A 5,015-nucleotide genomic window follows, 5' to 3' on the forward strand; every position below is an offset into this window, starting at 1 on the left:
TTAGTGATTTGAGTCAGTTCGCTATAACGTTGGTTAGCGTAGTTACCTGCTGGCATAACCCAGTTATTAGCATTTTTTTGCATATCGATGAGTTCATCTGCAGCGACCAGACCTGGTGCTACTAAACCCATCATTGCGATTGATAATGTTTTCAGCTTCATAAAGTTGTCCTCTATAGTTTTTATCGTTCATGATGTCAGCGTTGCTGTTCTTTCATGAGGTTGTGACTTTATGCCGATTTTGCCTGAGAATCATTAGGAAGCAGTCACTCTGATATCGGGATTTTTTCCCGAGCAGGGAAGTTCTTCCCATTATTCCTCAGTTTCGTGCTTATAGAGGGCTGAAAAATTAATGACTTTTTATCACGTTATACTTGATTGCAAGCCGCACTAACTCTACTGATGAGTGAAAACCAAGCTTCTGTTTCAGCATTGTCTGGTAATTCGCGACGGTTTTTTGTCCTAAATTCAATGTTTCCGCAATATATTCCAGTGCATGACCTTCTGCTAACAACCGGAAAACTTCAAATTCTCTTACTGTTAAACGTTGTATCGGGTCTTCTGATCCGGAAACACTTTGCAATGCTATACGTTGTGCCATTTCTGAACTAAGGTAACTTTTACCATCCATCACCTGGCGGATGGCTTTGACGATATCTTCAGAATCACCTGATTTGGCAAGATAGGCTGCAGCTCCGGCACTCATTGACTGAACCGCCAGTGTAACGTTTTCATGCATGGAAAACATTATCACCTTTGCTTTGGTATAACGCACCAGAATACGTCTAAGGGCTTCCAGGCCACCAATTCCCGGCATGCTCATATCCATAATAAGGATATCAGGATCAAGTTCCGTATACATTTGATATGCCTGTTCACCACTGGTTGCTTCGCCAACAATGTGCATATCATCATTACGCTCAAGCATTCTTGCAAGGCCAGATCTAACCACTTCGTGATCATCAGCCAGTAAAACTCGGATCTCGTTCTTCATTCAGCAGTACCTTGGGTTGGAAAAGTCGCAGAAAGCGTAAATCCATCACCATGGGCTGACGTAATATGAAAACTCCCTGACAACGCTTCTACTCGCTCTCGCATTCCAGTTAAACCATAACCTTTATTCGAACTACTGGGATGATAACCGTTTCCGTTATCATTTACACTTATATCTATTAAATCATTATTGCAACTTAAACTGACTTTTACTTCAACATTTTCAGCCCCGGCGTGCCGGCTTATATTGGTTAAACTTTCCTGAACAATACGATATATGGTCAATTGGCGGGTTTCATCAAGCTGGTTGAAATCTCCCTCTATGCTGAGTTTTGCATGATGCTGTGGATGACGAAGTACCCAATCATTAAACAACTCTGAAATAGCACCATGTACCCCTAATGCCGTTAGTTCGGGTGGACGTAATCGTTGTAACATTGAACGGACAATCACTGTCATCCGACGGTGAACAGAATCAATAGCTGCCGCACTGATCTTTGCTTCGTCCAGAGAAGCTGAGTGTTTAATCGTATTTATATCGAATTGAATAGCTGTCAAATGTTGTCCTATCTCATCATGTAGTTCAGCTGATAAACGCTTTCGTTCAGCTTCTTGAATCGTGATCAGCTGTTGATTCAAGACATCAATTTTTTGATCCGTATCCAGATAGCGTTGTTTTAGCAATTTCAGTTGCCGATTAACGGCTAATAATTGATTTAATCGAAGCAAAGCAAATGGTGTTCGTGCCGGTGGTGTCTGTTTATTTTTCTTGGGTAACATTTCTGACACGGGCAATAAGATTAATGAAGCAATTATTGCAATGAGTACACTACCAACCAAAAAAGTCAGAATTAATGGCATTAATGATTTTCTGATATAGCTTCTAATATCATCCCATTCGGCACTGAAATTGGGCCGGATAACAATATCCCCGAGATGCTGCTCAGCAAACATAATCGGCGTCGTAATAATTTCAGTATGACCAAGATAGTCTTTAAGGCTGTTTTCCAGCCACAAAGGTAAACCAGTTAGTAAATTGCTGGTGAGGGGGTGGTTTGAATCAAGTAATTCGCCATTACTTGCGATCAATTCAATATCGACGTGCTGTAATTCTTTGAGATCTTCTAAATGAAAGCGTGAAGTCCATTGTGAGACGGGAATATTTTTTTGTGATAACTCCGCTTCCAAACGGGCAAGCTGGGCCTCTATAGCGTAGTTTGCAACTTCATTAGAAACATCAAGTTCATGATCAACTCTCAGGCGAAGGTCATCAAGTGTACTTTTGACACCAATACTACACATTATGATAAATACCATCACAATGATGAGATTAACCTGGAGAATCAGGTTCACAAGCTAAAATCCATAAAATGCACTTCGTTAAAACTACAGAAAACATTAGGGTCTGTTGATCTTTCAGAGCCGCTTCTGATGTGGCTAATAAATCAATAAACTCTAAGATTATAGTATGCGGCCAACGAACTGCAGCCTACAACTCGTTATTGATGTGACAGAGAACTCATAAAGCATTATCTGAGTTAGTATGTTGAACATCCAGACACTATTTCATAAAAAGCAGATTGGTAAGCGATAAAGTCTAACGCATGCGGTCAATCAGGCTTCCAGCAATCCACTTCGAATAGCCAGTCTGGCTAGCTCAGCGGAGTTTGAAACATTGAGTTTTTGTTTAATATTGGTGTGGTGAGTTCCCACTGTTTTGGGGCTGAGATTCAAAATATCGGCAATTTCGTTCACGGTCTTGCCTTCGGCTAAAAGACGAAATACCTCAAACTCGCGCTGGCTGAGCACATCAAGCGGATTTTCTGACCCGGTTAACTTTTGCATCGCCAGTTGTTGAGCAATTTCCGGGGCAATACATGTTCTGCCCATAGAAACCATTTCAACAGCTTTTAACATGGCTTCAGGAGCGCTGCGTTTGGGGATAAAACCTAATGCACCGGCTTGCATGGCGCGAGTGGTAAATACACTATCTTCATGCACACTTAACACCAGAATTTTGGCTGAAGGTTCGCGAGCAATAATCCGTTCAATTGCCCCGACACCGCCAATCCCCGGCATTGAAATATCCATCACCACCACATTTGGATGATATTTGGCAAAATCCTGAACAGCCTGTTCCCCGGATCCCGCTTCAGCAACTACATCAAATTTGTCACCATCTTCAAGTAAACGACGAAAACCTGCGCGAACCAATTCATGATCATCAACCAATAAAACCGTTATTTTATTAAGACTCATGGTGAACGTTTACCCCCAGTGGTATGGTAATAGTCAGGTTGACTCCTGCACCTAACTGACTTTCCAAATCAAAACTTCCCCCCAGACTTTGCGCTCTTTCCCGCATGCCTAGCAAGCCAAAATCGACGTCAGAGTGAAAATCATTGACGACCATGCCTTTTCCATCATCGCGAATATTAATCTTTAACTGATCTGAAAATTCACTTTTATCGCGTATCACTTTCACCATAATATTTTCAGCATCCGCATGGCGAACGGCATTAGTTAATGCTTCCTGCACGACACGGAACACCGTCATATTTGTTGCTTCATCAAAGCCATTTAACTGGCCTTCTGTAATCAAATTAAACGTAATCTCAGGCTGACGCTGTTGCCATTTACTGATGCTCTCCTGCAATGTAGCCATCAGCCCCAGATCATCCAACGGGCTCGGCCGCAGACGAGTTATCATATTATGTACAACATCATATATATGACTGGCCGTATCTATAATTGCCTGGGCACTTTGATAAATTTTCCTATCTGTTTCTTCTGAGCGGTTACGAATTAACACCGCATCAGTTTTAATTGCCGTCAAACATTGTCCCAACTCATCATGCAATTCCCGGGCTAAATGCCGACGTTCGGCTTCCTGAACCTGATCCATGTGCTTGGTTAAAAGCCGGGTTTCATAAAGCTGGGCACGGGCTTTTTCGGCCTGTTTATGCTCGGTAATATCACGCAACGTACAAATCATACCCGCAACACAACCATCATTTTCGGTTAAAGGTACGGTAGATATTAATAAGGAAAGCTGTTCGCCATCACCCCGTTCAAGTGTCGTTTCCAGATTTTCCACTGACTGGAAGCCATTTAAAATATCAATAATACTGTTGCGATCTTCCTGAAATGGCATGGAAGCCAATGATTCACCTAATAAATTCGGTATATCGGCAAATAGTCTTTCCGCTGCGGCATTACAAAAGGTTATATAACCGGCATGGTCCAAAGAAAGTATCGCGTCACCAGATTGTTTCACCAGCATCGCTAAACGGCGATTTTCGGTCGTACTTTGTTCCAGAGCATCCCCGACACGATTAAAATTCTGGCTAATCTGATCCATTTCTCTCAGCGAAAAACGGGGTAGTCGCATATGCAGGTCACCCCGTTCAAAACCAGCCAATGCATCCAGCAACCGTTGTAATGGTCTGATTACCCAGCCCACACCCCAGTAAATGAAAAAGGCAACCACCACAAAAATAATCATGCCCAGCGCCATAATGGCGCGAATATCTTGCCAGCGCTCACTGATTTCCTGCATGGGAGCAGGGTAAATAACCATATGGCCAGTACCAAAGCGTTTGGAAAGGGGTGAAAGATCGGGGAACAATAACTTAACAAACCAGGCTGGAGGCTGGACTGACAACTCTTTCTCCGGTGTGCCTTCAAAAAGCAGCCCCTGGCGATCAAACAACAGAATATGCAGACTGCGAATTTCGCTTAAAGCTCGAACTAATTCATGCATGTGCTCACTGACACTGGTATTGCGAGTAAGCGTCCCCCCCGCCAGCGTAACAGTGATAATGTGTGCAGTTGCATCCATAGTTGAAGTAACTTCAGCTTCAACAGACCGTTTGGCGTTGGTTATCAGAATTGCGGCACTGCCCAGCATTGATAACAAAAGCAGGATGGCAAAAAATAAATTGGCGCGAAGTTTCAGGCTCATACCACTTTGGTTTCCGTTGTTCCCTTGCCACCAAGATTATCCACCCAGCGAAGACTGAT

The 5,015-nt window shown here is 42.9% G+C and carries 4 protein-coding genes; all 4 read right to left on the reverse strand.

All coding sequences use genetic code 11. The features are described from left to right. Positions 1 to 348 precede the first annotated feature (348 nt). Entirely contained in the window at positions 349 to 993 is a 645-nt protein-coding gene (locus B3M51_RS04490; RefSeq protein ID WP_292356340.1) for a response regulator, read from the reverse strand. Beyond that, on the reverse strand, positions 990 to 2,345 hold the full coding sequence (locus B3M51_RS04495; RefSeq protein WP_292757115.1) for a sensor histidine kinase: 1,356 nt from the start codon (positions 2,343 to 2,345) through the stop codon (positions 990 to 992). The genes B3M51_RS04490 and B3M51_RS04495 overlap by 4 nt, the downstream gene beginning before the upstream one ends. A gap of 261 nt (positions 2,346 to 2,606) precedes the next feature. Further along, the gene (locus tag B3M51_RS04500) at positions 2,607 to 3,251 is read right to left on the reverse strand and encodes a response regulator (protein WP_292356344.1); all 645 of its coding nucleotides are present in this window, start codon (positions 3,249 to 3,251) and stop codon (positions 2,607 to 2,609) included. Continuing rightward, a complete protein-coding gene (locus tag B3M51_RS04505; protein ID WP_292757117.1) occupies positions 3,241 to 4,956 on the reverse strand; it encodes a histidine kinase in 1,716 nt (571 codons plus the stop codon). The genes B3M51_RS04500 and B3M51_RS04505 overlap by 11 nt, the downstream gene beginning before the upstream one ends. Between the last annotated feature and the right edge of the window lie 59 nt (positions 4,957 to 5,015).

Source organism: Methylophaga sp. UBA2689 (assembly GCA_002354555.1).
Classification (GTDB): Bacteria; Pseudomonadota; Gammaproteobacteria; order Nitrosococcales; family Methylophagaceae; genus Methylophaga.